This is a genomic window from Hydrogenophaga sp. GW823-FHT04C09, from assembly GCF_058796355.1.
On the sequence record NZ_JBXAIO010000001.1, the window covers coordinates 30,517 to 55,541 of the forward strand.

24 protein-coding genes are annotated in these 25,025 nt (G+C 68.8%); 13 read left to right on the forward strand and 11 right to left on the reverse strand.

Annotated elements, in window-relative coordinates; all coding sequences use genetic code 11:
- Window positions 1–80 precede the first annotated feature (80 nt).
- Together AC1Q9M_RS00210 and AC1Q9M_RS00215 are read left to right on the forward strand one after the other, a co-directional pair.
- Window positions 81–923: an alpha/beta fold hydrolase gene (locus AC1Q9M_RS00210; protein WP_492431836.1), complete on the forward strand. Its 843-nt coding sequence runs from the start codon at window positions 81–83 to the stop codon at window positions 921–923.
- A gap of 19 nt (window positions 924–942) precedes the next feature.
- Window positions 943–1,986 carry a 2,5-dihydroxypyridine 5,6-dioxygenase NicX family protein gene (locus AC1Q9M_RS00215; protein WP_444686579.1) on the forward strand — a complete coding sequence of 348 codons (1,044 nt, stop codon included), beginning with the start codon at window positions 943–945 and terminating at the stop codon, window positions 1,984–1,986.
- A gap of 21 nt (window positions 1,987–2,007) precedes the next feature.
- Here the strand turns inward: AC1Q9M_RS00215 and AC1Q9M_RS00220 are convergent, their stop codons facing one another.
- Window positions 2,008–2,766 carry an IclR family transcriptional regulator gene (locus AC1Q9M_RS00220; RefSeq protein ID WP_382157941.1) on the reverse strand — a complete coding sequence of 253 codons (759 nt, stop codon included), beginning with the start codon at window positions 2,764–2,766 and terminating at the stop codon, window positions 2,008–2,010.
- A 141-nt stretch (window positions 2,767–2,907) separates the two neighbouring features.
- Between AC1Q9M_RS00220 and AC1Q9M_RS00225 the strand changes: the two genes are divergently transcribed.
- Genes AC1Q9M_RS00225 through AC1Q9M_RS00255 form a run of 7 tightly spaced genes read left to right on the forward strand, consistent with a single transcriptional unit; the run spans window position 2,908 to window position 10,261 of the window.
- The gene (locus AC1Q9M_RS00225; protein ID WP_382157943.1) at window positions 2,908–3,879 is read left to right on the forward strand and encodes a Bug family tripartite tricarboxylate transporter substrate binding protein; all 972 of its coding nucleotides are present in this window, start codon (window positions 2,908–2,910) and stop codon (window positions 3,877–3,879) included.
- 11 nt (window positions 3,880–3,890) lie between these two features.
- Window positions 3,891–6,194, forward strand: coding sequence for a xanthine dehydrogenase family protein molybdopterin-binding subunit (locus AC1Q9M_RS00230; RefSeq protein WP_492431839.1), 2,304 nt, complete (start codon window positions 3,891–3,893; stop codon window positions 6,192–6,194).
- Between the two features lie 9 nt (window positions 6,195–6,203).
- Window positions 6,204–6,956 carry an SRPBCC family protein gene (locus AC1Q9M_RS00235; RefSeq protein ID WP_382324840.1) on the forward strand — a complete coding sequence of 251 codons (753 nt, stop codon included), beginning with the start codon at window positions 6,204–6,206 and terminating at the stop codon, window positions 6,954–6,956.
- A complete protein-coding gene (locus tag AC1Q9M_RS00240) occupies window positions 6,956–7,819 on the forward strand; it encodes an FAD binding domain-containing protein (protein WP_444686576.1) in 864 nt (287 codons plus the stop codon). Before AC1Q9M_RS00235 ends, AC1Q9M_RS00240 begins: the two co-directional genes overlap by 1 nt.
- Window positions 7,816–8,331, forward strand: coding sequence for a (2Fe-2S)-binding protein (locus tag AC1Q9M_RS00245; protein WP_382324836.1), 516 nt, complete (start codon window positions 7,816–7,818; stop codon window positions 8,329–8,331). Before AC1Q9M_RS00240 ends, AC1Q9M_RS00245 begins: the two co-directional genes overlap by 4 nt.
- The gene (locus tag AC1Q9M_RS00250) at window positions 8,328–9,548 is read left to right on the forward strand and encodes an FAD-dependent oxidoreductase (protein ID WP_492431842.1); all 1,221 of its coding nucleotides are present in this window, start codon (window positions 8,328–8,330) and stop codon (window positions 9,546–9,548) included. Before AC1Q9M_RS00245 ends, AC1Q9M_RS00250 begins: the two co-directional genes overlap by 4 nt.
- 2 nt (window positions 9,549–9,550) lie before the next feature.
- On the forward strand, window positions 9,551–10,261 hold the full coding sequence (locus tag AC1Q9M_RS00255) for an isochorismatase family protein (RefSeq protein WP_382157956.1): 711 nt from the start codon (window positions 9,551–9,553) through the stop codon (window positions 10,259–10,261).
- A 21-nt stretch (window positions 10,262–10,282) separates the two neighbouring features.
- On the opposite strand, the gene AC1Q9M_RS00260 is transcribed toward AC1Q9M_RS00255, so the two are convergent.
- From AC1Q9M_RS00260 to AC1Q9M_RS00280, 5 genes are all read right to left on the reverse strand, one after another.
- Window positions 10,283–10,990: a 2OG-Fe(II) oxygenase gene (locus AC1Q9M_RS00260; protein ID WP_382324833.1), complete on the reverse strand. Its 708-nt coding sequence runs from the start codon at window positions 10,988–10,990 to the stop codon at window positions 10,283–10,285.
- 11 nt (window positions 10,991–11,001) lie between these two features.
- Complete coding sequence (gene ada, locus AC1Q9M_RS00265) at window positions 11,002–12,066, reverse strand: bifunctional DNA-binding transcriptional regulator/O6-methylguanine-DNA methyltransferase Ada (RefSeq protein ID WP_382324831.1); 1,065 nt, start codon at window positions 12,064–12,066, stop codon at window positions 11,002–11,004.
- A gap of 25 nt (window positions 12,067–12,091) precedes the next feature.
- Complete coding sequence (alkB, locus tag AC1Q9M_RS00270) at window positions 12,092–12,742, reverse strand: DNA oxidative demethylase AlkB (protein WP_492431845.1); 651 nt, start codon at window positions 12,740–12,742, stop codon at window positions 12,092–12,094.
- A gap of 2 nt (window positions 12,743–12,744) precedes the next feature.
- Window positions 12,745–13,407: a 2OG-Fe(II) oxygenase gene (locus tag AC1Q9M_RS00275; protein WP_382325606.1), complete on the reverse strand. Its 663-nt coding sequence runs from the start codon at window positions 13,405–13,407 to the stop codon at window positions 12,745–12,747.
- 203 nt (window positions 13,408–13,610) lie between these two features.
- Window positions 13,611–14,291, reverse strand: coding sequence for a GntR family transcriptional regulator (locus AC1Q9M_RS00280; RefSeq protein WP_382324829.1), 681 nt, complete (start codon window positions 14,289–14,291; stop codon window positions 13,611–13,613).
- Between the two features lie 84 nt (window positions 14,292–14,375).
- Here AC1Q9M_RS00280 and AC1Q9M_RS00285 point away from each other — a divergent pair, with 84 nt between their 5' ends.
- From AC1Q9M_RS00285 to AC1Q9M_RS00295, 3 genes are read left to right on the forward strand one after another with little or no spacing between them, the layout of a single operon-like run.
- Window positions 14,376–15,233, forward strand: a complete 858-nt coding sequence (locus AC1Q9M_RS00285) for a fumarylacetoacetate hydrolase family protein (protein WP_382157966.1) — start codon at window positions 14,376–14,378, stop codon at window positions 15,231–15,233.
- A gap of 11 nt (window positions 15,234–15,244) precedes the next feature.
- Window positions 15,245–16,081, forward strand: coding sequence for a polysaccharide deacetylase family protein (locus tag AC1Q9M_RS00290; protein WP_382324827.1), 837 nt, complete (start codon window positions 15,245–15,247; stop codon window positions 16,079–16,081).
- Between the two features lie 42 nt (window positions 16,082–16,123).
- Complete coding sequence (locus AC1Q9M_RS00295) at window positions 16,124–17,110, forward strand: tripartite tricarboxylate transporter substrate binding protein (protein WP_382157971.1); 987 nt, start codon at window positions 16,124–16,126, stop codon at window positions 17,108–17,110.
- On the opposite strand, the gene AC1Q9M_RS00300 is transcribed toward AC1Q9M_RS00295, so the two are convergent.
- The 4 genes from AC1Q9M_RS00300 to AC1Q9M_RS00315 are packed head-to-tail and all read right to left on the reverse strand — an operon-like array spanning window position 17,111 to window position 21,989.
- Window positions 17,111–18,061: a fumarylacetoacetate hydrolase family protein gene (locus tag AC1Q9M_RS00300; RefSeq protein ID WP_382324823.1), complete on the reverse strand. Its 951-nt coding sequence runs from the start codon at window positions 18,059–18,061 to the stop codon at window positions 17,111–17,113.
- Window positions 18,058–20,178: an acetate--CoA ligase family protein gene (locus AC1Q9M_RS00305; protein WP_382324821.1), complete on the reverse strand. Its 2,121-nt coding sequence runs from the start codon at window positions 20,176–20,178 to the stop codon at window positions 18,058–18,060. Before AC1Q9M_RS00305 ends, AC1Q9M_RS00300 begins: the two co-directional genes overlap by 4 nt.
- A 29-nt stretch (window positions 20,179–20,207) precedes the next feature.
- Entirely contained in the window at window positions 20,208–21,005 is a 798-nt protein-coding gene (locus tag AC1Q9M_RS00310; RefSeq protein WP_382324819.1) for an enoyl-CoA hydratase/isomerase family protein, read from the reverse strand.
- Between the two features lie 6 nt (window positions 21,006–21,011).
- The gene (locus tag AC1Q9M_RS00315) at window positions 21,012–21,989 is read right to left on the reverse strand and encodes a Bug family tripartite tricarboxylate transporter substrate binding protein (RefSeq protein ID WP_492431849.1); all 978 of its coding nucleotides are present in this window, start codon (window positions 21,987–21,989) and stop codon (window positions 21,012–21,014) included.
- Between the two features lie 113 nt (window positions 21,990–22,102).
- Here AC1Q9M_RS00315 and AC1Q9M_RS00320 point away from each other — a divergent pair, with 113 nt between their 5' ends.
- Window positions 22,103–22,993: a LysR family transcriptional regulator gene (locus AC1Q9M_RS00320; protein ID WP_382157981.1), complete on the forward strand. Its 891-nt coding sequence runs from the start codon at window positions 22,103–22,105 to the stop codon at window positions 22,991–22,993.
- Between the two features lie 11 nt (window positions 22,994–23,004).
- Here AC1Q9M_RS00320 and AC1Q9M_RS00325 read toward each other — a convergent pair whose 3' ends face one another.
- Complete coding sequence (locus tag AC1Q9M_RS00325) at window positions 23,005–24,963, reverse strand: methyltransferase domain-containing protein (RefSeq protein ID WP_492431851.1); 1,959 nt, start codon at window positions 24,961–24,963, stop codon at window positions 23,005–23,007.
- Window positions 24,964–25,025: the final 62 nt, after the last annotated feature.

The following is a 25,025-nucleotide window of genomic DNA, read 5'->3' on the forward strand; positions in this document are numbered from 1 at the left end:
GCACGAAGCCAGAGCGGGATGCCTGTTGTCGCGCTCGATGGTTCTGTTTGACAAAACGATATTCTTTCAAGCAGAATTGAATGCCATCCCATTCACGCATCGGAAAGCCCATGAGCCCCGCAAGCGGCGGACACGTCAGAGCCAACGGCATCCGCCAGCACTACCTGCACTTTCCGGGTGAAGGGCGGCCGGTCGTCATCGTGCCCGGCATCGTGAGCCCCGCCGTGCTCTGGACACACGTGGCTGAGCGGCTGGCGCCGCGTTTCGACTGCCACGTGCTGGACGTGCGAGGTCGCGGCCTGTCCGAGTCCGGCGCGCATCTGGACTATGGCGTGGGTGCGTGCGCACAGGATTTGATTGCTTTCGTGGAAGCGCTCGGCCTGACGCCAGAACCCATCGTCATAGGCCACTCGATGGGCGCGCGCATCGCTTTGCGGGCCGCCGCACTGGCCGCCGGGCGGCTGCATTCCCTGGTCCTTCTGGACCCCCCCACCAGCGGCCCTGGCCGCCGCCCCTACCCCGTGCCGCTGGCGCGCACGCTGGCGCTGCTCCGTGCGGCGCAGCGCGGTGAAGCGGCCGCGGCATTGCGCGCGAGCACGGCGACGCCCTGGCCCGAAGCGCTGCAGCAACTGCGTGCCGAGTGGCTGTCCACCTGCGACGAGCGCGCGGTCTTCGTCGCCAGCGAGGATTTCCATGGCCAGGACATGTTCGCCGACCTCGCCCGAACCGACCTGCCCATCTCGCTGATCTGCGCGGGCGAAGGCGGTGTGGTCGCCGATGCCGATGTGGACGACATGCGCAGCCGGCGCCCCGACCTTCACGCCGTGCGCCTCGAGGGCGTCGGTCACCAGATGCAGGCCGAGAGCCCGGAGGCTTTCTGCCACCTGCTGAGTGAAACCCTGGAACGCCACGATCGATCGTGATCACAAGGAGAGAACATTGATGTTGGATGTCGAAATGCTGGAGCTGTTCACGCGCGAGCTCACACTTTGCGCGGTCAAACCCGGTGAAACCGTCGTGGTGCTGACGGCGGAGGACGAATGGAAGGACCACGCCCAGGCCTTCATGGCGGCGGCGGAAACCTTGGGTGCCAGCACCTTCAACCTCAACGTTCGGCGGGGGCAGCGCAACGCGGTCGGGGTTCAAGGCCGTCACCCCCTGGTGGGCAACGCCCTGGCGATGCAAACGCTGAAGTCGGCCAGCATGGTGATCGACATGGTGGGTCTGCTGTTCTCGCGCGAGCAAGCCGAGATCCAGGCCGCGGGCGTGCGCATTCTGCGTGTGATGGAGCCGTTTCACGTGCTCAAACAGATGTTTCCCACGGAAGACCTGGCGCGCCGCGTGGAGCACGCCAAGGGCCTGCTGGAAAAGGCCACGCGCATGCGCATCACGTCGGATGCGGGGACCGATGTCACCTACCACCTGGGGCAATACCCCGTGATTTCGGAGTACGGCTATACCCACGAGCCTGGCCGCTGGGACCATTTCCCTTCGGGCTTTGCATTCACGCAGGGCAACGACGGCGCGGTGGACGGCCGCGTGGTGCTGCAGCCGGGCGACATCCTGTGCGCGTTCAAGCAGTATGTGCAGTCCCCGGTCACGCTGGAGATTCGCCAGGGGATGGTGGTGGACATCCAGGGCGACGGCATGGACGCGCAATTGATCAAGAGCTACATCGACAGCTTCCACGATTCCCGTGCCTATGCCGTCTCCCACATCGGCTGGGGATTGAACGAGAAGGCGCGCTGGTACCAGTTCTCCGTGACTCGCCAGTTGCCGCTGGAGCATGTGATGAACGCGCTGTCCTTCTACGGCAACGTGCTGTTCTCGCTGGGCCCGAATCTCGAACTCGGTGGCACCAACGACACCGCCTGCCACCTCGATCTTCCGCTGCGCCGCTGCAGCCTGTGGCTGGACGACGTTCAGATCCTGAGCGAAGGTGACATCATCCATCCTGCGATGCGCGTCGACAGCGGCGGGGCCTGACTGGGCCCCGCGCGGACAGGCTCAAGGGGCCGGCCGGGAGATCATGTTGATCGACTCGGCCCGGTCCAGCAGGGTCGAGTCGCCGCCCAGGCGGCGCGTCAGCTCCGATGCCGCCTTGAGCAGGGCCTGCGACATGCCGGGCACGAGGTCGATGGAAAAGCGCATGGCCGGTCCGGAGATGGCCAAGGCGCCGCGCAGGCTGCCCTGGGGCCCGAAGACCGGCGCGGCAATGGCCGCGATGTCGGGCTCGCGCTCACCCACGGTCGCGATCAAGGGCTGAGACGGGAACTGGGACGGATCCACCAGCGCGCGGTCGAAGCCGGCCAGCACACGGCCCGCGGCCCCTTTGTCCAGCGGCAGCAAATCACCGGTGTGCACGTGGTCGCGAACGGAGCGCGAAGAATCCACGCGGAACAGGCACACGCGCAGCGATCCTTCGCGGGTGAAGAACGATGCACCCTCGCCGGTTTCCTGAGCGAGCCGGCGCAGGATGGGCGGCACATGGTCGTCCAGGCGAAGCGCCGCCTGGTACAGACCACCCCAGTGCAGCAGCATGGAGCCGAGCTGGTAGCTGCCGTCGTCCAGTCGCACGATGCAGTGCTCCTGCACCAGCGTGGCGATCAGCCTCAGGATCGTGCTCTTGTACATCCCCGTGCGCCGCGCGAGTTCGTTCAGCGGCAGCGAAGCGTCGCCCGGTTGAAAGGCATTGAGGATGGCGAATGCGCGCTCGACAGCAGCGACACCACCCGGCTTCGGATCACTCTCTGGGTCTTTGGTCATGAACGAGCAAGGGGATTGGCAAACATTCTGCTTGACATTATGCCGTGCTGCTGTACAAAATGAAGTTCTCTTCAGCAGAACGATGTTCCCTCAAACAGAATATCGAAGACTTCTTGGCCTCAACCTTTCAGGAGTTTCCGCATGTCCCCATGGAAAAAAATCGCGCTGGCCCTCTGTGGTGCCGGCCTCGCCCTCGCCGCCACGGGCGTTCAAGCCCAGGCATACCCCAACAAGCTCATCACGATCGTGGCACCCTACCCACCCGGCGGCGCCACCGACCTGTATGCGCGTTCGGTGGCCAACGGCCTGGCCGAGTGGGGCCAGCCCACGGTGGTCGACAACAAGGCGGGGGCGTCCGGGATGATCGGCGCGGACCATGTGTCTCGTCAGCCGGCCGACGGCCACACGCTGCTGATCGGCGCGTCGTCGATGTTCTCCGTGCTCCCCCAGCTGAACGAGCGGATGAAAGAGGTCTCGCAACGCGTTGAGCCGATTTCGCTGCTGGGCCTGAACCCCTCGTATGTCGTGGTGCCCACCACGCTGCCGGTGGACACCATCCAGGATCTGATCGCCTATCTCAAGGCCAACCCCGGCAAGTTCGGCTACGGCTCGGCCGGCAAAGGCACCTCGCAGCACGTGTTCATGGAGCTGTTCAAGCAGCGCGCCGGCGTCGACACGTTCAGCGTTCACTACAAGGGCAGCGGCCCCATGGTGGTGGACTTGATCAGTGGACGCACCGTGATGGCCATCGAACAAGGTCCGGCGGTGCTCGGCCACATCAAGTCCGGCAAGCTCAAGGCGCTGGCGGTGACCACCGCCAGGCGCGCCCAGGCCTTGCCCAACGTGCCCACCCTGGCCGAAACGGTGCTCCCCGGCTTCGAGGCGGTGACGTGGTTTGCCCTCTACGGTCCCTCCGGCATGCCCAAGAGCGTGGTCGCCAAGCTGGTGCCGCAAATCGCGAAGACCATGGCTTCGGCCGAAGTCAAGGAGCGCTTGCACGCCGTCGGCGTCGAACCCGCCTCCAGCTCGCCGGAGGAACTGAGCAAGCGCCAGTCGAGCGAGACGACGATGTGGAAAGAGGTGATCACGCGCGCCGACATCACGCTGGATTGATTCACGCCGCCATGCACGCCCCTCTCCCTCTCACGCTTCACGAAGAACCCCGCGCCGACTACCTGCAGAAGGTCACCGGCACGGCGGTCTACGCCAGTGACGTGGAAGTGCCCGACATGCTGCACGGGAAAATCCTGCGCAGCACCGTGCCCCACGCGCGCATCCGCCGCATCGACGTCAGCGCTGCCTTGGCGATGCCCGGCGTGGTGGCGGTGCTCACCGGCGACGACCTGAAGGACCTGCCCGGCACCGAGATCCGCTGGGGTCTGTCGCTGCGCGATCGGCCCGTGATCGCGCTGGACAAGGTCCGCTATGTGGGCGATCCGGTGGCCGCCGTGGCGGCGGTGGACGAAGGCACGGCGGAGGAAGCGCTCGACGCCATCACCGTCGACTACGACACCCTGCCCTATGCCACCACCGCGCAGGAGGCGATGGCCGAAGGTGCGGCGCTGGTGCATGACGACATGGACCGGCTCAAGGACTATTACTTCCGCGGCGAAGCAGCGCCCGTGGAGGGCACCAACATCTTCCAGCAATGGCAGTACGCCTGCGGGGATGTCGACCAGGCCTTTTCGAGCGCGGCGAGGGTTTTTGAAGACACCTTCACCTTCCCCATGGTGTTCCACTACGCGATGGAACCCCATGTGTGCGTGGCGCACTGGAAACCCGGATCGCTGGAGATCTGGAGCGGGGGCCAGACGCCCACCGCCATTCAGCGCGTGTGTTCCGAGATTCTCGGCGTGCCGCTGGCCTGCGTGCGCGTGCACTCGCCCTATGTCGGCGGCGGCTTCGGCGGCAAGGCCTCCGTGAAGATCGACCCCTTGGTGGCCGCCTTGTCGTGGAAGGCGCGCGCGCCGGTGCGCGTGTGCCTCACCATCGCCGAGTCCATGCTGACCTGCCGCCGACTCGACGCCGAGATTTCGCTCAAGACCGCGGTCGACGGCACGGGCCGCATCGTGGCCAAGTCGATCCGCGCCGTTCTCAATGGCGGGGCCTACGCCGACACGGGCCCGGCCATTGCCATCAAGGCGGCCATCCGCGCCATCGGGCCGTACCACATCCCGAACCTGCGGCTCGAGGCCGTCGGGGTGTACACCAACACCGTGCCCGGCGCGGCGTTCCGATCCATCGGCGGGCCGCAGGCGGTTTGGGCCACGGAGTCGCAGATGGACATCATGGCCTCGGCGCTCGGTCGCGATCCGGTCGAATTCCGCCTGGCCAACATGGCCGACAAGGGCCAGACGATCAAGCCCGACCTGCGCCCGCTGGATGTCGACATGCACAACTCGCTGCGCAAAGCCGTGGCCGCGCTCGAGAGCCTGCCGGAGCCCACGGACGCGCGCCGCCGCGGCCGAGGCGTGGCGGTGGGAGTGAGCGATCCCGGCATCGTCCCGGTCGGCGGCGCCATCGTGCGCTTGCGTGCCGACGGCTCGATCAACGTGTCGGCCAACACCGTGGAGATCGGCCAGGGCAGTCGAGGCGTGCTGCGCACCATCGCGCACAAGGCACTCGGGCAGCCGCTGCGCAGGATCGCCGTGGCCGAGCCGGACACGCTTCAGGCGCCCTACGACTGGGGCACCGGCGCCAGCCGTTCGACGGTCATCATCGGCCTGGCCGTGCAGATGGCCTGCGAAGACATCGTGCGCCAGGTGCAGGAAACGGCCGCCCAGGTGCTGGGCGGATCGCCGCAGGCGTACCAGCTGGGCGAGGGTTGCGTTGAAGGGCCGGGCGGGCCGCTGTCCATCCTCGACCTGCTGCGCCGCTTCAACGGCATGGCCGCCGGCGAGTTTCTGGGCGTGGGCCGCGTGAACTCGAACACCCACAACGGCGATTTCAAGCTCGCGCCCCTGTTCTGGGAAACCGGCGCGGGCGCCTGCGAGATCGAGGTCGACGAAGGCACCGGTGCCATCCGAGTGATGCGCGTGGGTGGCGCGGCCGATCTGGGGCATGTGATCAACCGGAAGGCGGCCGAAGGCCAGGACGAAGGCGCCATGGTCATGGGCCTGGGACACACGCTGTCCGAAGAGTACGTCTACGAGGACGGCCAGGTCGTCAACGGCACCCTGTTCGACTACAAGGTCCCGACGATGGAAGACGCGCCGCGGCACGTGGCCACCACGCTGATCGAAAGCGGCGACGGCCCCGGGCCCTTCGGCGCGCGCGGCGGCGGCGAAGGCGCCATCCTTCCGGTGGCCCCAGCCGTGGCCAACGCGCTCTTCCAAGGCTGGGGCGTGCGCATCAAGGAGCTGCCGCTGACGCCGGAGCGCGTCTGGCGCGCACTGCAGGCTGCCAAGGCCGAAACCAACAACCAATGAGAGACTTGCATGGATTTCAAGATCGACGCCACCCTGCCCGCGACGGCCGCTCAACTCTGGGCCATCTTCTTTGATGTGCAGCGTGTCGCCGGGTTGATCCCCGGCTGCGAGAACGTCACCGAGGTCGAGCCGCTCAAGGAATTCTCCGCGGTGATGAAGCAGAAGATCGGCCCGTTCAAACTCGAGGTGCCCACGCGCATCGTTCTCGAATCGCACACCCTGGAAAAGCACGTCGAGCTCAGCGCCAGCGGTCGCGACAAATTCACCGGCACCACGATCGACGTGCGCATGAAGGTGGATCTGGAAGAGCTGAGTGATACGCAGCCGCGCCAATGCCGGCTCGCGGTGGACGCGCAGATGCAGGTGGCGGGCCGATTGGCCGCGCTGGGTTACCCGGTCGTGAAAAAGCGATCCGACGAGTTGTTCGCAGAATTCGAGCAACGCCTGCGCGACGAGCTGGCGTCATTCGGGGTCGCTCGGGCACCCTCCGCGGCCCAGGCGCCTGCGGCAAGCGCCCACAAGCCCGAAGCGCGAACCGCCGTCGCACCGCGACCCGGTGCGGCACCGGCCGCGCCGACCGCAGCGACACGGACCCGACCACGCCGCGTCGAACTGGTGTTGGTCTGGCCCCGCGTGGGCGTGAGCGTCGGGGTCGCTTTTGCGGTGGCGCATGTCGCCCACCTGCTGGGCCAGGCACCCTGGTGGTGGCTGGTGGCGCCCCTGCTGGGCGTGGCGGCCGGACTGGGTCAGAAGGAGGACTGATGCGCCCCGCCCGTTTCGAACTTCATCGCCCCACGAGCCTGGAGGATGCCCTGGCATTCAAGGCCGTGTACGGCGATGAATCCACGTTTCACGCCGGCGGCACGGAGCTGCTGGTGGCGCTGAAGGCGCGCGTGCTGCACTACGACCACGTGATCGACCTCAAGCAAGTGCCGGAGCTGCGCCGCATCCACCTGCGCGAGGACGGCACGCTGGTGATCGGCGCGCTCTCCACCCACCATGCCATCGCGCGCGATCCGCTCGTGCAGCGGCTCTTGCCGGGCTACGCCGAGCTGAGCGACAACGTGGCCAACATCCGGGTGCGTGTGGCCGGCACCCTGGGCGGGGTCCTGTGCTTCGCCGAACCGCATGCCGATGCACCCACCATGCTGTGCGCGCTGGATGCGCGCATGGCGCTGGCGAGCCACGGGTCGGCGCGAACCTTGCCGTCGCGCGAATTCCACCTGGGGGAGTTCACCACGGCGCGCGAGGAAAACGAAATCCTGGTGGCCATCGAAGTGCCACCGCAGCCGCCCGGTGCGCGCTCGGCCTACCGCTGCTTCGGACACACCGAACGCCCCGCCGTGGGCGTGGCCGCTGTCTGGTCCCGCAAAGGGCCGCAGCGCTTGTCGCTGTGGGCCGGCGCCATCACCGGTGTGCCCATCCCCCTGCCCGAGACGCAGGCCGCGGCGAACACCCTCCCCGCCGACCTGCCGCCGACCGAGATCTGGAATCGCCTGGCGCCGGTGCTGGCCGCCGAAGCGGCCCGCATTCCTGCACACGACGATCTGCACGGCGGTGCGGACTACAAGCGCCATCTGGTCCAGGTGCTGGCCCAGCGCGCCATCGAGGCCTGCCTGACATGAACGATTCGAGTTCCCCCGAATTCCCCCTCACGCGCGTGGACATGACGCTCAACGGACGGCCGACCTCGGTCGACGTCGAGCCGCGCGACATGCTGATCGATGTGTTGCGCGACCGCTTGCGCCTCAAGGGCACCAAGCGTTCCTGCGACGTGCAGGTGTGCGGCGCTTGCACCGTGCTGGTGGACGGCATGCCCGCCTCCAGCTGCACCACGCTGTGCAGCGATGTGCACGAGCGCAGTGTGACCACCATCGAAGGGGTCGCCGCCGGCGGGCGGCTGGACCCTGTGCAGCGGGCCTTCATCGCCCATGGCGCACTGCAATGCGGCTTCTGCACGCCGGGAATGATCCTGGCCGTGAAGTCGCTGCTCGCCGTCGACCCCCGGCCGACGGAGGACACCGTTCGACATTACCTGCGCGGCAACCTCTGCCGATGCACCGGCTACGTCAAGATCATCGAGGCCATTCTGGACCTCGCCCACAACCCAGAACGTTTTTCATCGGAGCAACAATGACAGACAAGGTACAAGGAGATAAGCGCCCCCACGTGATCATCGCGGGCGCTGGCATGGGCGGGCTCACGCTCGCCGTGGCGCTGCTGAAGATGGGCATGGATGTCGACGTCTACGAACAGTCGTCGGAGCTGCGCGAGGTGGGGGCCGGCTTGTGGATCTCGGCCAACGGAGGCAAGGTGCTCGACACGCTGGGCCTGAAGAAGACGGTCGAAGCCATCAACCTCCCGCCCCAGGACCGTGTCGTGCGCTATTGGAAGACCGGCGAGGAACACTCGGTCTACAACCGCGATGCCCCCTCCTCCAAGGCCGATCACACGCTGATCCAGGTGCTGCGCGCCGAGCTGCAGCGCGTGCTGTTCGAGGCCGTGATCGCGCTCAAGCCGGATGCGGTGCACTTCGGTGTGCGCTCGCTGGGCGCGGACACGGTCGATGGCCGTGCGCGGCTGTTGCTCGACGGTGGAGGTTTCGTCGAGGGTGATGTGGTGGTCGGTTGCGACGGCGCGCATTCGCGCGTTCGCCAGTCCCTCTTCGGCGAGGCGCCGGCGCGCTACACCGGTGCCAATGCCTGGCGCGGCCTCGCGGCGATGTCGCGGCTCAAACCGCAACACCGCAGGCCCCTGGCCTCGACCTGGGTCGGACCGACCGCGCACGTGACCACCTACCCTGTGCAGCGCAACGGCGAGCAGTTCGTGAGCTTCTCGGCCCAGGTCGACAGCGACCTGTGGCAGACCGAATCGTGGTCGGAGCGCGGCGAGCTCGCCGACGCGCTCAAGGATTTCGAGGGCTGGCACCAGGACATCCTGGACCTGTTCATCCAATCGGAGAACCTGTTCCGCTGGGGTCTCTTCGTGCGCGATCCGCTGGAGGCCTGGTCCAAGGGACACGTCACGCTGGTCGGCGACGCCTGCCACTCGATGACGCCTTACCTGGGCATGGGGGTCAACGTGACCATGGAAGACGCCTATGTGCTGGCGCGCTGCCTCGCCGAATCGCCAAATGACGTGGCGAGCGCACTGAAGCGCTACGACACCGCCCGTGTTTCGCGCGCCAACCAGACCAAGGCCAGTTCGCTCGACATGCTGCACGTGTTCCACAGCCCGGCGCTGGAAAGCATCGAGACCGCGCGCCCCTACATTCAGAAGGCCTGGGCGCCCCAGGCCGTGCGCGAGCGCTACGACTGGCTGGTGTCCTACGACGCGACCACGGTGGAGATCTGAAGATGAGCGCTGCAGATCCTCAAGCGCGCCCTTGGGACGGGGTCATCCCTCCTGAAGAGCAGGCCATCTACCGGCAGTCCGGTTGGGGCATGCCCAGCGGCATCGGACGACGACCGGCCCTGCTGGTGATTGATGTGCAATACCGATCCATGGGTGAACAGCCCTTGCCGATCCAGGAGGCCATTCTCACCCTGCCCACCAGCTGCGGCGAGTACGGCTGGCGGGCGGTGCCGCACATCGCGCGGCTGGTCGAGACGTTCCGCCAACTCAACGCACCCATCCTGTATCCGTACGTGGCGCACAAGTCGGCGCACAACCGCGGCCAGTTCGAGACCAAGGTGCCCGGGGTGATGGACGTTCCGGAGCAGGCGTATGCCTTCGTCGCCGAGGTCGCCCCCCGCGAAGGCGACATCACCATCCCGAAGTTCCAGGCCAGCGCTTTCCACGGCACGGCCCTCACGAGCTACCTGGTGAGCCTCGGCGTCGACACCGTCGTGGTCACCGGCTGCACCACCAGCGGCTGCGTGCGCGCCACGGTGGTGGACGCCTGCGCGCTCAACTTCAAGGTGGTCGTGCCACAGGACGCCGTTTACGACCGCTCGCAAACCTCGCACGCGGTCAACCTGTTCGACATGGCGAGCAAGTACGCCGACGTGACACCCACGGACACCCTGGTCGACCTGCTGAAGAACAAGATCGAACGGCGCGGCTGATCGGCCGCCGGAGTCCCCGCTCTACGGGGCATCGTGGAACGACAACTCCAGACCGATGCGCTCCCCCTGGCGCACGCGGCCGATGGCGTGCTTGAGGTTGACCTGGTAGTGCCCCTTGCTTCCCTTGAACGGGCGCTGCGCCGTGGCGATGAGGGCCGCGTCCCCGAGCCCAAGCGGCAGCACCATCGGGCGCGACTGCGTGCGGGGACGTTGTTCCGTCATCACGAATTCGCCGCCCTGGAAATCGGTGCCCGGCTCGGACAGCAATGCCACGAGCTGCAACGGAAACACCTGTTCGCCGGCGTTGCGCTGGTGCAGCGGCACATGGTCTTCCACGCCAAGCCGGCTCAGGTAGGACTGCCCTCGCGCCTGACCCGCCTTGCGGTTGCGCCGCAGGAAATCGCCCAAGGTCGCGGGATAACGGTCGTCCATGCCCAGTGTGTCGTTCCAGCGATTGGCGATCACGGCCAGATGACCGTAGAACGCCGTGCGCCAGGCGTCCAGTGGCGCCGGCAGCGCCGCGTCGAAATAGAACACCTCGGCGTTGCCCGGATCGGCCCCGCGCCGCGATGCGCCCTCCCCGTCTGCCGCTGCCGGCATCCTCCGTGCCAGGCGCCGGGCAGCCTCGGCGCCCAGCAGGCCTGGCAACAGGCAACAGCCTTCGGCATCGAGCTGTGCGCCGATGCCGGCCCAGTCCAGGCGGTCGATGAGGGTGTCGGGTGACGTCATGAAAATCCCTGTCACGCCTCGAGCTCACGGCGCAGCAACTCGCGCTTGCGGTCCACGCCCCAGCGGTAGCCGGCCAGTTCGCCATCGCGGCGCACGACGCGATGGCAGGGAATGGCCACGGCAATGGGGTTCGTCGCGCAGGCCTGCGCCACGGCGCGCACGGCCTTGGGAGCACCGATGCGCCGGGCGATCTCCGTGTAGCTCGCGGTCGTGCCCGGCGGGATTTCGCGCAGCGCACGCCAGACGCGTTCCTGGAACGCCGTTCCCTGCACATCCAGAGGCAGGTGCAGGCCGACCGCTGGCGCTTCGATCAACCCCACCACCTGGGCGATCCAGTCTTCGAATTCACCGTCGCACCCGATGATCTCGGCCTTGGGGAACTGGTCTTGCAGGTCGCGCACCAGCCGCTCGGGGTCATCGCCCAGCAGGATCGCGCAGATGCCGCGCTGGCTCTGGGCCACCAGGATGGCGCCCAGCGAGCACTGGCCCACCGCGAAGCGGATGACGGCGCCGGCACCGCCTGCCCGGTAGTCGCGCGCGCGCATGCCCAGCAGATCGTCAGCGGCTTCATAGAACCGGCTGTTGGAATTGAAGCCCGCGCCATAGATGGCATCGGTGATCGAGGCCTGCGGGCTGCTCAGTTCCCCACGCAGCTTGCGGGCGCGGTAGGCCGAGCTGTACGCCTTGGGTGTCAGCCCGGTTTCGGCCTTGAACACGCGGTGGAAGTGGAACGGGCTCATGCCCACCTCCTGCGCCAGGTCATCGAGCGACGGAGGCGTCTGCGATGCCTCGATCACGCGGCAGGCGCGCGCCACCAGCGCGGCGCGCTCGGCCGCGGCGCTGGTCTGGTCGGCGCGGGCGCGGCGGCTGGGGCGGTAACCCGCGGCCTCGGCGGCTTCGGCGCTGTCGAAGAACTCGACGTTCTCGCGCTTGGGACTGCGCGCCATCGAACTCGGTGGGCAGTACACGCCGGTGGTGCGCACGGCGTAGACGAAATGGCCGTCGGCGGCGACGTCCCGCGCCTGCACGGCGGCCCAGCGGGTGTCTTCGGTGTCGTAAGCAAGGGTCGTGTTCATGGCAGAAACTCGGTGTCGGCGGGTGTCATCCCGCTTTGCGGAACGTGAGATTGAGGCGTTGGCTGCCGAGCAGCGCATGCGGCGCCTCCTTGAGCGGCATCACGCCGTGGTAGCGCAGGCGATCGGCACCGCCCCACACCACCACATCGCCATGGTGCAGCGGCACCTTGAGCACGGGGTCGGTGCGCGCCTGGCCACCGAACAGGAACGTGGCCGACATGCCCAGCGACACGGAGACGATGGGCGCGGTGTCGTCGCGCTCGTTCCGGTCCTGGTGCAGCGAAAGCCGGCTGCCGGGCCGGTAGCGATTGACGAGGCAGGCATCGGGCTCGAAGCCGTCGAATCCCGCCGCGGCCGCCGCCTGGGTGGCCAGCCGGGCCAACACCGCCGGCATGGCCGGCCAGGGGGCGCCGGTGTCCGGATCGACCGCGCTGTAGCGGTAGCCGCGCCGGTCGGTGGTCCATCCCAGCGCGCCGCAGTTGGTCAATGCCACCGACATGGTGAAGCCACCGGGCGTCACCATGTGCCGGAACGGCGAGATGGCCTCGATGGCGTCGATGGCGGGCAGCAGCTCACGCACGCACGGCAAGGCGAAGCCGCGCAACACCACCGCGGCGGGCCCCAGGCGCTGGCGCTCGTCTTGCGCCGTGGCCTCGAAAAGGTCGAGCGATGGCATGTTCACCTCGCGTCGTGAAAGATCAGGCCGACGGTGTGGCGCCGACCGCTGCGGACGCGGCTGACGCCGTGCCGCATGGCCAGCTTGCGGATGCCGCGCTGCCCCATCGCGGGCCGTTGATGGACGGTGAACACCACCGCATCCCCTTGGCGCAGCCCGACGACCTCCGCGCGTTGGCCCCGGGTGGACAGCTCGGTCATCACGAACTCGCCGCCGGCGAAGTCCCGGCCCGGCTCCGAGAGCAGGATCGCCACCTGCAGCGGAAAGACGTGCTCGCCATACAGATCCTGGTGGAGGCAGTTGTAGTCGCCTTCGCCGTATTGAAGGATCAGCGGCGTGGGGCGGGTCTGGCCGGCCTGGTGGCACCGGTGAAGGAAATCATCCAGCTCGTCGGGGTATTGCACCGCGATCCCCAGCTGCCGGTTCCAGCGGTTGGCGATCGGTGCCAGCCGAGGGTACAGCGCATGGCGCAGCTGGTCGATCAGCGCCGGCAAGGGGTACGCGAAGTACTTGTATTCGCCGCGCCCGAATCCGTGGCGGGCCATGACGATCCGCGAGCGATAGCCCTTGTCCTGCGGGTAGAGCGCGGCCAGTGCCTCGCATTGCGCCGCCGTCAGGAGGCCAGGCAGCACGGCATGTCCCTGCGCGTCCAGCCGCTGCGCCATGCCTGCCCAGCCGCTGGCGTCGGGCTTCGCGGTGCTGTCGTCGGTGGAACAGAAAAGGGAACGGGTCTGCATGGCCATGGCGCTTGGTGTCGAAAGGGTGGAGTGAGTCTAGGAACCCGCCCTCTTCCCGACACTCCGCTCCTTGCGGTTGAATTATTTTCCTGCCGCTCCCCCGCCGGTTCAGGTGCGCCGCCCGCCCCGGCCTAGGCGCTGGCGTCGAAGAAGATCCCCGCCGTGCGCCGGTAGTGCTCGGCCATGAGGCGCTGCGCCTCTTCCAGCTGCGAGCCCATCACCGCGTCGAAGATGGCGCGGTGCTCATCGAGCTCGTTGCGGCGCTTGTAGGCCTTGCGCGCCGCGAGCTGCCGGTAGCGATAGGCCTGGTCGTACAGCTGTTCGCAGAAGCCCAGCAACAGGGGGGAGCCGCAGCCTTCGAGCAGGGAGACGTGAAACGCCCGGTGAAGCCGCTCCCATTCCGGGTTCTCCTCGTAGTCGGCCTCGCCCACCGAGCGCGGCGTTCGCGACAGGCGGTGGAAGGCCAGCACCACCTTTTCCTCCCAGGCCGCCGAGCGCTTCGCGAAGGCCTGCGCCAGGGCCATCGACTCGACGGCGATGCGCGTGGACACCAGGTCGTCCAGCTGCGCCTGCGTGGCCTGCGCCACGCTGAAGCCGCGCTGGTCGCTGTGCACCACCCATTCCTCGCTGGCCAGGCGGTTGAGCGCCTCGCGCAGCGGGCTCGCGCCCACCTGGTAGCGCTCGCGCAATTCATGCATCAACAGCTTGCGGCCGGGTTGCCAGCGGCCGGACAGCACGTCGGCCCGCAGCCGGTCGTAGGTGGTGCGGGTCAGCGTGGGCGTCGAAATCTCGGGTGGGGCATCGGTCTGCATAGGGTTTTCACTTAATTATCGACAACAACAACGGTTGCATAATTTTTATCGACAAAACAACGTATCGAAGGATTTATCGACATCATGCCAAAGTTTGCGCGCATTGCAACGCTTGCGGGTGGGCCTGCCCATTGGGCCGTCCAGCAGGGCGACGACCTCATCGATCTGGGCCCCGCGCCAGCGGGTGACGACCCCGCCGCCTGGCTGCAACGGCTGGCGGGCGGCGCCAGTGCGGCGGCGCTGGCCCGTGGCGAACGCCTGGATGCCGCCCGCGTCCAGTGGCTCACGCCCGTGCCTCGGCCCGGCAAGGTGATCTGCCTGGGCCTGAACTACGCCGCCCACGCGGCCGAGGGCGGCAACGCGGCACCCGAGTACCCGGCCTTCTTCATGCGCGGCGCCACCTCGCTGATCGCGCACCAGGCGCCGCTGGTGCGGCCCCGCGTCTCCGACAAGCTGGACTTCGAGGCCGAACTGGCCGTGGTGATCGGGCAGCGCGCGCGCCACCTCACCGAGGCCAACGCGCTGCAGGCGGTCGCCGGTTACGCCTGCTTCAACGACGGCACGCTGCGCGACTACCAGCGCCGCACGCCGCAATGGACCATCGGCAAGAACTTCGACGGCACCGGCGCGTTCGGCCCCTGGCTGGTGCCTGCGGCTGACCTGCCGCCGGGCGCCACCGGGCTGAAGATCGAGTCGCGCCTGAACGGCCGCGTGATGCAGAGCGACAACACCGGCCACATGGTGGTGACGGTGGCCCAGGCGCTGGTGCTGCTCTCGGAAGTGCTCACGCTGGAGCCCGGCGACGTGATCGCCATGGGCACGCCGGCCGGCGTCGGTTATGCGCGCAAGCCCCCCGTGTGGATGCAGCCCGGCGACCGCATCGAGATCGAGATCGACGGCGTCGGCCTGCTGTCCAACCCCATTGCCCAGGAGAACCATTGATGGAACCCCGCGTGACCCGACTGCCCGACGACTTCCGCTGGCCCGGAGGCCGCCAGCTGGCCGTCATCTTCAACATCGCCTACGAAGCCTGGTCCGATGGCCAGGCGCCGGGCATCGGCCCCATGGGCAACGTGCTCAAGCCCGGCTTCTTCGACACCAACGCGCATTCGTGGGCCTCGTTCGGCCTGACGCGCGGCATCCACCGCCTGCTGGCCATCGCCGAAAAGCACGCCGTCAAGACCAGCATCATGGTCAACGGCGTGATCTGCGAGCGCGATCCGGCCACGGTGCGCCAGCTCGCCGAGTTGGGCCATGAGGTCATCAACCACTCGTGGGGCATGGACGTGATCCCGGTGTACTTCGACGAGGCCGGCGAGCGCGCCAACCTGCGGCGCAACCACGACCTGCTCACCAAGACGGCCGGCGTCGCGCCCACGGGCTGGATCAGCCCGCGCGGCACGGGCAGCCCGATCAGCTCGCGCCTGCTGGCCGAGGCCGGTTACCTGCACCACGGCGACGTGAACGACGACGACCGCCCCTACGTGATGGATTTCGGCGGCCAGCGCATCGTCGGCATCCCGCTGACCATGGACGTGAACGACCTGCCCACCTGCATCCGCTACGGCCAGGGCCCGCGCCACATGCTCGACACCTTCGACGACACCTTCGCCGCGATGCGCGCCGAGCGCGCGCCGCTGATGCTGGACGTCACCGCGCACACGCACGTCATGGGCCGGCCGTCCGGCGCCTGGGTCTACGACGAAATCATGGCGCGCGTCAAAGCCGCGGACGACGTCTGGATCTGCACCCGGGAAGAAATGGCGCGCCATGTGCTGAAGACGGTCTGACGGCGCGCGCATCCCTCTCACAACAAAAGGAGACAAACCACCATGCAACGTCGATCCCTTGCGCGGACCCTGCTGGCGGCCGCCCTGTTGGCCGCCCCAGCGCTCGGCCTGGCCCAGCAGCCGGCCTCACCTGCCCCCTGGCCCACCAAGCCGGTGCGCCTCGTCGTCGCCTTCGCGCCCGCGGGGCCGGCGGACATCATCGCCCGCCTGCTGGGCCAGAAGCTGGGCGAGGTGTTCGGCCAGAGCGTGGTGGTGGACAACCGCCCGGGCGCGGGCGGCAGCGTGGCCTCGGCCCTGGTGGCGCGCGCCGAGCCCGACGGCTACACGCTGCTCATCAACACCAGCTCGTACGCGGTGAACCCGTCGATGCAGCGCAACCTCGGCTTCGACGCCGAGAAGGACCTGACGCTGGCCACCCTGGTCGCCTCCAGCCCCAACCTGATCGCGATCGCGCCTTCGCTCAAGCCGCGCAACCTCAAGGAGGTGATGGAAGAGGCCAAGGGCGGCACCTACAACTACGGCACCGCCGGCGCGGGTACCACGCCGCACCTGACGGCCGAGTACCTCTTCAAGGTGCTGGGCAAGGTGCCGGTCACGCACGTGCCGTTCCAGGGCGCGGGGCCGGCGCTCAACTCCATCATGGGCGCGCAGACCCAGCTGGCCAGCGTGGCGCTGCCGGCGGCCGTGGAGCTGGTCAAGTCCGGCCGGGTGCGCGGCCTGGTGGTCACCGGCTCCAAGCGCTCCGCCGCGCTGCCGGACGTGCCCACCGTGGCCGAATCGGGCTTCCCCGGCTTCGAGGACGTGACCTGGGTCGGCGTGTTCGCGCCCGCCAGGACACCCGACGCCATCCTGCAGCGCGTCAACCGCGAGGTGGCGCGCCTGCAGCAGGACCCGGACTTCCTGGCCAGGCTCGCCGCCACCGGCTTCGAGCCCCTGGGCGGCAGCGTCGCCGAATCGCGCGACTACCTGCACAAGGAGCTGGCCAAGTGGGCCCGGGTGGTCAAGGAGACCGGCGCGCAGCCCAACTAGTCAGGACACGCCCGCCCCGGGGCGGGCCCGCACCCGGTTGGACAACTCGCCCAGGCCCTCGATGCGGCAGGTGACGACATCCCCGTCGGCCAGGAAGCAGCGCGGATTCATGGCGTAGCCCACGCCCGAGGGCGTGCCGGTGGCGATGACGTCGCCCGGTTCCAGCGTCAGGCCGGCCGACAGCGACTCGATGATGGCCGGGATCCTGAAGATCATGTCCGCGGTGCTGGCGTCCTGCCGGCGCTCGCCGTTCACGTCCAGCTGAATGCGCAGGGCGTGGGGGTCGGGAATCTGGCTGGCGTGCACGATCCATGGCCCCATCGGGCAAAAGGTGTCCAGCCCCTTGCCCTTGAACCACTGGTCGTGGCGGCGCTGCAGGTCGCGCGCGGTCACGTCGTTCACGATGGTGTAGCCAAAGACGTGCCGCCAGGCGTCCTTGGCCTGGATGTCGCGGCCGCCCCGGCCGATGACGAAGGCCAGTTCCACTTCGTAGTCCAGCCGCCGCGTGACCGCGCTGTCCAGCTCGATGTCGGTGTCCGGCCCGGTGATCGAGGTGGCGGGTTTGGTGAAGAACTGTGGCGCTTCGGGCAGGGGCGTGGCCTTGTCGCGCGAGGTGTTGTCCTCCTGGATGTGCTCGGCGTAGTTGCGCCCCAGGCAGAAGACGTTCTTGCGCGTGCGCGGGATCGGCGCGGCCAGGCGCAAGGCATCGGGCGCGATCCGCGCGGCGCCGAGCCCGGGCAAGGCCTGCGCGACCGCCTGGGCCAGCTCGAGCGCCCGTTCATCCAGCGCGATCAGTTGCACGATGTCGGTGGTCGCGCCAGGCGCAAGCCACTTCAGTTGGCCTTCGCGCTGAAGCAGCGGCAAGGCCAGGTGCAGATCGACGATGGTGTCGTCGTCCAGCTTCAGGACGGTGTGGTGCTCGCCTTCGCGCAGCAGGGTGCCCAATCTCACGGGTGGTCTCCTTCGGTGGTCAGAACAATCAGGGCATCGAGCGCCACGGGTGCCGCGTCGCCGATGAGCAAGGGGTTGATTTCCATGGCCTGCAAGGTGGGGCCAAGGTTGGCGGTCAGGGTTTGCAGGCGCTCGAGCACGTCCACGAGGTCCTCCAGCGTGCTGGCGCGTGGCCATCGGGCGGCCGTCACGACGCGCCCCACGGTGCCCTTCAGGACGAAGGCCCGCATCTCGTCGCGGCTCACCGGCATGCGCAGCAGCTGCACGTCGTCGATCGCTTCGGCGTACCGGCCGCCCAGGCCCATCAACAGGAAGCGACCCAGCGGGGCCTCGTGCACGACACCCACGATGAGCTCGAGTTCGCCCCGCATCATCTGCTGCGCGCAGACGTGGCCCGGCACCGGCAAGCCCGCCATCGCGCGCCCGATGCGCTCGAAGGCCTGCGCCACCTTGTCGGGCGTGTCCAGATGGAGCTGCACCAGCCCCACGTCCGACTTGTGTTCGATCCCGTCGACCACGCCCTTGAGCACGATGGGGGTGCCGCATTGCGCCGCGAAGGCCTTCGCCGCCGCGGCATCCGCCACGATGGCGCGCGCCACGCAGCGGATGCCGACCTCGGTGAACAAGCGCATGGCGGCGATTTCGTTGAGCGCGCGGGCCTGACCGGCGGCGCCCGCCGGCAGGGCACTCAGGTTCACCTCAGGGTCTGCCGGCCCGCGCGATCGCCGGCTGCGCGCGGCTTTCATGAAAGCCGCCAGGGCTTCCATGGCGCTGGCGCTGTCGGTGAAGACGGGCACGTCCTGGGACGCCAGCAGCGCCGCCTGCTCGGCGGGCAGCGTGCCCGGTGCGATGACCAGGTGCGGCTTTCCACTGCCGCGCCGGGCGTCGCCAATGGCGCGCGCGAAGGTTTCCCGGCCCACGGCCGACGGCAAGGTGTGCAGGAACGCGACCACGGCGTCCACCGGCCCATCGCCCGCCAGCAGGGCCGCCGTCGCGCCGCTGCTGGGCGTCCCACCGACGCTGGTGACGTCCAGCGGGTTCAGCAGGCCGGGCGATCCCTTGATGCGGGTCAGGGCCTGGGTCGCCGCGTCGCTCAGGGCGGCGACCTCGAGTCCCTGGGCCACCGCCGCATCGGCGATCAGCGTGCCACCGCCGCCCGAGGCGGTGAGCACCCCCAGCCCGAGGCCTCGTGGCTGCCAACCGGGCGGCTGGCTCTGCACCAGGCGCGCGAAGGCCACCAGCGCCTCGACGGAACTCACCTGGGCCACGCCCGCGGCGTCCAGCAAGGCGCGGTAGGCGCGCGCGCTGCCCGCCAGGCGGCTCGAATGCGCATTGGTGGACGCCGCGCCCGCCTGTGTCATGCCCAGCTTGAGCACGGCCACCGGCTTGCCCGCGGCCTGGGCGCGCGCGGCGATGTCCAGGAAACGGGTGCCGTCGCGCAAGGCCTCCAGCACCAGCAGGATCACCTGCGTCTGCGGGTCGTTCACCAGGTACTCGAAGAAGTCGAGCATGTCCAGGTCCGCCTCGTTGCCCACCGCCACGAACTTGGACAGACCCACGCCACCCGTGTTCATGCGGGCGGACAAGGTGGAGAACAGCGCGCCGCTGTGCGAGACGATGGAGACCGGCCCTTCGGCGAGCACCTGCGCGTGCGCCGCGTTGTAGCCCAGCGAAAGGCGCTGGTGGGTGGCGTACAGGCCGTTGGTGTTGGGCCCGACGAAGCGGATGCCCCATTCCCGGGTGAGCGCCGTCAACGCGAGCTGGCGCGCGGCGCCCTCCTCGCCCGCCTCGGCGAAGCCCGTGGACGCGACCACGGCCGAGCCCACGCCGAGCTTGGCGCACTCCGTCGCCGCTTGCAGGGCCTGCGCACCGGGGACCACCAGGAACGCGACATCGGGCACGGCCGGCAGATCGGCCATGCGGGCGTAGCTGCGCAGGCCGGCCACTTCGTCGGCGCGCGCGTTGACCACGAAGATCTCGCCCGCGTACCCGCCATGGCGCAGGTACTCCAGGGGTCTGTGGCTCAGCTTGAGCGGGTCGGCGGAAGCACCGACGATGGCGATGCTGCGCGGATTGAAAAGGCGTGGCGGCACGCCACCGGGTCTCGGTTGGGTCATCGGGTTCGGTCGTTGGCGGAAGGTGGGGATCAGCGGCCGCGCCACACCGGCGCGCGCTTCTCGAGAAAGGCCCGCACGCCTTCGCGGCGGTCCTCGCTGGTGTAGGGGCTGGGGCCGATCTCCATGCGCAGCGCGGCGGCCACCGGCATGTCCAGCGTCTTCAGGGCGTTGGCTTTCATGCGCCGCACGGACAACGGCGCGTTCGACGCGATCCGCTGCGCCAGCGCCATGCTGCTGGCGAGCACCTGGTCTTCTTCCACCAGGGCGTTGAGCAGGCCGCTGTGCCACGCGCGCCCGGCGTCCATGGCGTCGCCCGTGCACAGCAGCTCCATCGCGAGCGCGGGCGCCACGCGCCGGGCCAGCATGACGGAGCCGAAGTTCGCGCCCAGGCCGATCCGGGCCTCCGGCAAGCCGAAGCGCGCACCCCAGTGGGACAGGCGGATGTCGCAGGCCAGCGCCAACTCGAAACCACCGGCCATCGCGCTTCCGTTGAGCGCGGCCACCACGGGCACCGGGCAGTCCAGCAGGACCTCGAACACCGTGCGCTCGATGCGCGCGTTCGGACCGCGCCACGGTGGGGCCTCGCCTTCGCTGGCGCGTTCGTCCTGCTGCCCCATCTCCTTCAGGTCGGCGCCCGAGCAGAACACCGGGCCTTCGCCCGTCAGGACCACACAGCGCGTGACCCCGTCTTCGCCCGCCGCCAGCACCGCCTCGGACAGCGCGTGGATCAGGGCTTTCGACAGCGCATTGCGGCGTTCCGGCCGGTTCAGCTTCAGGAGCAGCACATGCCCGTCGCGCGAAGCCAGCAGCACATTTTCATCGGCCATGCCGTGTCACTCCTGCTCCATGCCCGCGGCCTTGACGATGCGGGCCCAGAGCGCGATCTCCTTCTCCTGGAAGCGGGCGAACTGCTCGAGCGTCAAGGGATTGGGTTCGCTGCCGCTCTGGCGGAAGTAGCTGGGGTCGCTGACGATGGCCTCGCGCACCAGTTCGTTCAGGCGCCGCGCCACGGCCTCCGGCGCCTGCGCCGGCAGGTAGACGGCGGTCCAGGCGTACAGCTGGTAGTCGGTCAGGCCCTGTTCGGCGAAGGTGGGAATGTCGGGCGTGCTGCTCATGCGCTCCGCGCCGGTGGTGGCCAGGGCTTTCATCTTGCCGCTGCGGATGTTGGTCATCGCGTTCAGCCCGTCCGACCAGGTGAGGTCCACGCGCCCACCGGCGATGTCCGTCATGATCTGCGAGGGGCTCTGGTACGGCACGTGCAGCAGGTCCACACCGGCCAGCAGCTTGTAGAGCTCGCCACCGGCGCGGGCGGAGGCACTGGAACTGGCGAAGGTCAGGCTGCCTGGGCTCTTCTTCGCGAGCTCGGTCAGCTCCCGCACGTTGTTGGCGGGGAAGTCCTTGCGGGCCAGCAGGACCGTGGCGCCCTTGCTGACGGTGGCGATGGGCGTGAAGTCCTTGACGGGGTCGTAGGGCAAGCGCTTGAACAACGCGGGGTTGGCGGCGTGCGTGGTCTGGGTGGTGACCAGGGCCGTGTAGCCGTCGCGCGGCGCCTTGGCGACAAAGCTCGCCGCCAGGAAGCCATTGCCGCCTGGCTTGTTTTCGATCACCACCGGCTGCCCCGTGACCTTGGTGATGTGGGCGCCCACGAAACGGGCCACGGTGTCGGTGGCGCTGCCGGCGGCGAAGGCCACCACGAAGCGGATCGGCTTGTTCGGGTACTTCTCGGCGTCGGCGAGCTGGGCGTGCGCATGGCCGGCCGCCAGCGCCAACAGCAGCGCGCCGGCGGTCGCGCGGAACGTGGAACGGATCATGTTTGTCTCCTGGGATGTATCGAACGCCAGGCCATTGTTGGGCGGCGCGCGCGCTGGGTAAATTGAATTCTTGGTGTACGCTGATAACCTTTGGTTAATCTCTCGTCGATGCCATGAATCTGCGCCAAATGGAAGTTTTTCGCCACGTCATGCAGACCGGATCGATCAAGGGCGCGGCCGAACTGCTGCACATCAGCCAGCCGGCCGTGAGCAAGCTGCTGGCCGGGGCCGAGCGCCGCAACGCGCTGCAGCTCTTCGCGCGCGTCAAGAACCGCCTGGTGCCCACGCCCGAAGCGCACCGGCTGTATGCCGAGGTCGAGCGGCTCTGGGAGCGCGTCGAACGCGTGCGCGATCTGTCCCACGAGCTCTCGAATCCCAGTGGGGGCACGCTGGTGGTCGGGGTGTCGGCGAGCCTGGGCGCCACGGTGGTGCCCACCGTCGTTCAGGAGCTGATCCGCATGACACCGCTGGCGGTGGTGCGCATCGAGCAACTGGTGCCGCATCTGCTGGTGCAATCGCTGCTCGACGGCACCACCGACATCGGCGTCACGATGGGCGTCCAGCCCCATCCGAGCCTCGAGCTTCTGTCCCGGTACCCTTGCGGCCTCGTCTGCGTCATGCCCAAGGGCCACCCACTGTCGTCGCGGCGCTCCATCCGCGCCGCCGACCTGCGGGGTCAGCAGATCATCTCGTTCCCACAGTCCTTGAGCTACGGCATCTCGCCGCGCGACCTGTACGGCGAGTACGCGGAGGAAATCCGCGCCTCCGTGGAAGTGCGCTCAGGCCAGGCCGCCTGCTGGTACTGCCTGGCGGGCGCGGGCATCGCCGTGGTCGATGCGACCGCCGTCGCCGGCAAGGCGTTCCCGGGCCTGGTGTCGCTGCCCTACCGCTGCGAGGCGCAACTGGAAGCGCGCCTGATGCACCACGGCGAGCGCCCTCTCTCGCGCCTGGCCGAGCGGTTCTGCGACATCTTCAAGAGCACCTGGCCTCGCCTCATGGGCTGATCAACGCCGGCTCACGCGCGCTTCTGCACCCAGAACTGGTACATGCCGACGAAGGTCTCGGGGTGCTCGGTTTCGTACCGGTGCCACAGGCCCAGGTCGTGCGCCGCGCCTTCGTCGGGGAAGCGCGCGCGGAACCGCTGGCGCACCGTGGGCTCCACGTGCAGGCCCACGAAGTCCAGGCCCAGCCGGCGCAGCAGCGCCTGGATGTCGGGCAGCGTGGTGCGGTGCTCCTGCTCGTGGAACAGCAGGTCCCGGCAGGCACTGAGGCCGAAGAAGTCGCCAAAGGTGGTCAGCCGTCGGAGGGCTTCGGGGCCATCGCAGGCCATCAGCGCGGCGCGGGCATCGCGGATGCCGTCGGCCGTGGCCGGGAAACCGCGCTCGGCGATGAAGCGGCGCGCCGCCACCACCGGCGCGCGCGCCAGTTCGCTGTAGAGCCCGATCAGCATCAGGCCGCCCGGCCGCAGCAGCGGCAACAGGGCGCGCCAGCCCGCTTCGGGCTCGGCCAGGTGGTGCAGCACGCCGACCGATTCGATCAGGTCGAACCGCCGATCGATCGCACCGAGCTGCAGGAGGTCGGCCTGCGCGTATTCGATGCGCGCCAGGCCCAGCGCCCGCGCCTGGCGCATCGCATACGCCAGGCTGCGGGCGCTCAGGTCGATCGCGAGCACCTGCGCGCCCCGGTAGTGGTTCGCGGTCTCGGTCGAGTGGCGCCCGGTGCCGCAGCCCGCGACCAGGATGTCGATGCTGCGGCGCTCGCCCAGGGGCTGGAAGCGCGCGTGAGGGACCTGCCCGCGCAAGCGGTCGTCGAGCGACAAGGGCGCGGGGAACAGCGAAGGGCGCGTCCAGCGCGGGTAAGGGTTCTCCTCGTACTGCCGCCGCACGCGGCACGAGGTGTTTTCGCCGATGGCGGTCAGGCGCGGCAGGCGCTCGCGCAGGCGTTCTTCCTCCCGCACGCCGTCGATCTGCTGCCGCATCACGGCCTGCAGCGCCTCGGGCCACGGCCGGGCCGACAGCGCGTCGGCGTGGGCCAGGGTGTGCAGCGGCCGGTAGCTGGCCAGCGCCAGCAGCTCGTGCGCCTGCGGCAGGCCACCCGTGTCCAGCGTGGCGTTGATCCGGGCCTGGAGCTGCGCCAGCTGCCCGGTTTCGGGCGCGCTGCGGACCCACGCGTATTCGTTGATGAAGCACTGCCGCGCGAGCGCGCCCCGCAAGGCCCACAGACCTTCCTCAGGGGCAACGGGCGCCAGCGCTTCGGCCAGCAGCGCCGCGCGCGCCTGGGTCAGGCAACGCTCCAGCACCACGTCACACACCGTGGCGCTCTCCAGCAGGGCCAGCAGCAGGCGGTCCTCGCGCCAGGGCGCCAGGGCCTGCACCGTCATCGGGCCTTCCTGCCCGATGGCGCCTTGCAGGTGCGGCTCGCACAGGATCAGCGCGCTGGCCGCGCGCGCCAGCTCCTCGGGGCGCCGCCAGGCTTCGGCGATCGCGCGCGCGAGCACCGGCCGCAGGTGGCGCTGCAAGGCCTGGAGAGGCAGGCGCTGCAGGCATTCGGCCACGCCGATCTTCACTTCCACGGCCTCGTGGATCGACAGCGCCTGAAGGAAACAATCGAGCGCCTGCAGCGGCTGCCCCTGGCGGTTGAACACGACGCCGAGGTTGGCATGCGCCTGCAGAAAACCGGGCGCGATCGCGATCGCCTGGCGGTAGTGCACCGCGGCCTGGTCGAGCAGGCCCTGTTGCATGTGAAGCAGGCCGAGGTGGTAGTGGGCTTCGGGAAACCGGGGCCGGGCCAGCGTGGCGCGCGTGAGGTGGTCCAGCGCGGCCGCGGCGTCACCCGCCTCCAGAGCCCACAGGCCCATCCGGTGCAGCGCATCCGCCTGCGGCGCAGGCACACCGCCGCCACCCGCCAGGCAGCAATGCTTGTGCTTCTTTCCGCTCAGGCACGGGCAAGGGTCGTTGCGCCCCGCTGTCTTCATGCTGTCTGTCTCCTCAGGGTGGCCGTCACACGGCGGCGGTTCCCTCCCCTTTTTCTTCTTCT

Bases quoted from the DNA above. Each gene is read 5' to 3' on its own strand.
- AC1Q9M_RS00210 (WP_492431836.1), top strand. From the start codon at position 81: ATGCCATCCCATTCACGCATCGGAAAGCCCATGAGCCCCGCAAGCGGC.
- AC1Q9M_RS00215 (WP_444686579.1), top strand. From the start codon at position 943: ATGTTGGATGTCGAAATGCTGGAGCTGTTCACGCGCGAGCTCACACTT.
- AC1Q9M_RS00220 (WP_382157941.1), bottom strand. From the start codon at position 2,766: ATGACCAAAGACCCAGAGAGTGATCCGAAGCCGGGTGGTGTCGCTGCT.
- AC1Q9M_RS00225 (WP_382157943.1), top strand. From the start codon at position 2,908: ATGTCCCCATGGAAAAAAATCGCGCTGGCCCTCTGTGGTGCCGGCCTC.
- AC1Q9M_RS00230 (WP_492431839.1), top strand. From the start codon at position 3,891: ATGCACGCCCCTCTCCCTCTCACGCTTCACGAAGAACCCCGCGCCGAC.
- AC1Q9M_RS00235 (WP_382324840.1), top strand. From the start codon at position 6,204: ATGGATTTCAAGATCGACGCCACCCTGCCCGCGACGGCCGCTCAACTC.
- AC1Q9M_RS00240 (WP_444686576.1), top strand. From the start codon at position 6,956: ATGCGCCCCGCCCGTTTCGAACTTCATCGCCCCACGAGCCTGGAGGAT.
- AC1Q9M_RS00245 (WP_382324836.1), top strand. From the start codon at position 7,816: ATGAACGATTCGAGTTCCCCCGAATTCCCCCTCACGCGCGTGGACATG.
- AC1Q9M_RS00250 (WP_492431842.1), top strand. From the start codon at position 8,328: ATGACAGACAAGGTACAAGGAGATAAGCGCCCCCACGTGATCATCGCG.
- AC1Q9M_RS00255 (WP_382157956.1), top strand. From the start codon at position 9,551: ATGAGCGCTGCAGATCCTCAAGCGCGCCCTTGGGACGGGGTCATCCCT.
- AC1Q9M_RS00260 (WP_382324833.1), bottom strand. From the start codon at position 10,990: ATGACGTCACCCGACACCCTCATCGACCGCCTGGACTGGGCCGGCATC.
- ada (WP_382324831.1), bottom strand. From the start codon at position 12,066: ATGAACACGACCCTTGCTTACGACACCGAAGACACCCGCTGGGCCGCC.
- alkB (WP_492431845.1), bottom strand. From the start codon at position 12,742: ATGCCATCGCTCGACCTTTTCGAGGCCACGGCGCAAGACGAGCGCCAG.
- AC1Q9M_RS00275 (WP_382325606.1), bottom strand. From the start codon at position 13,407: ATGGCGCAGCGGCTGGACGCGCAGGGACATGCCGTGCTGCCTGGCCTC.
- AC1Q9M_RS00280 (WP_382324829.1), bottom strand. From the start codon at position 14,291: ATGCAGACCGATGCCCCACCCGAGATTTCGACGCCCACGCTGACCCGC.
- AC1Q9M_RS00285 (WP_382157966.1), top strand. From the start codon at position 14,376: ATGCCAAAGTTTGCGCGCATTGCAACGCTTGCGGGTGGGCCTGCCCAT.
- AC1Q9M_RS00295 (WP_382157971.1), top strand. From the start codon at position 16,124: ATGCAACGTCGATCCCTTGCGCGGACCCTGCTGGCGGCCGCCCTGTTG.
- AC1Q9M_RS00305 (WP_382324821.1), bottom strand. From the start codon at position 20,178: ATGACCCAACCGAGACCCGGTGGCGTGCCGCCACGCCTTTTCAATCCG.
- AC1Q9M_RS00310 (WP_382324819.1), bottom strand. From the start codon at position 21,005: ATGGCCGATGAAAATGTGCTGCTGGCTTCGCGCGACGGGCATGTGCTG.
- AC1Q9M_RS00315 (WP_492431849.1), bottom strand. From the start codon at position 21,989: ATGATCCGTTCCACGTTCCGCGCGACCGCCGGCGCGCTGCTGTTGGCG.
- AC1Q9M_RS00320 (WP_382157981.1), top strand. From the start codon at position 22,103: ATGAATCTGCGCCAAATGGAAGTTTTTCGCCACGTCATGCAGACCGGA.
- AC1Q9M_RS00325 (WP_492431851.1), bottom strand. From the start codon at position 24,963: ATGAAGACAGCGGGGCGCAACGACCCTTGCCCGTGCCTGAGCGGAAAG.